The organism is Sporosarcina koreensis (genome assembly GCF_001531445.1).
Classification (GTDB): domain Bacteria; phylum Bacillota; class Bacilli; order Bacillales_A; family Planococcaceae; genus Sporosarcina; species Sporosarcina koreensis_C.
The window spans coordinates 1-297 of record NZ_LQYA01000194.1; the positions used below are offsets into that span (position 1 = coordinate 1).

Here is a 297-nt window from a genome sequence, read left to right on the forward strand (position 1 = left end):
TGAAAGCATCTAAGCATGAAGCCCCCCTCAAGATGAGATTTCCCATTACATTTTGTAAGTAAGATCCCTCAAAGATGATGAGGTGGATAGGTCCGGGGTGGAAGCGTGGCGACACGTGTAGCTGACGGATACTAATCGATCGAGGACTTAACCTTAAAGTTAAAAATAGTACGGTTGGACTTGAGTTCAGCAACAATGTTGATTTTATCCAGTTTTGAACGAACAAGCATCGTTCATACATAGTCTGGTGACGACGGCGAAGAGGTCACACCCGTTCCCATACCGAACACGGAAGTT

At 45.1% G+C, this 297-nt stretch carries 1 rRNA gene; it reads left to right on the plus strand.

Going from position 1 to position 297, the window contains the following annotated elements:
- Positions 1-155: ribosomal RNA gene (locus AWV70_RS17135) — 23S ribosomal RNA — on the plus strand; the annotation flags it as partial.
- Positions 156-297 lie beyond the last annotated feature (142 nt).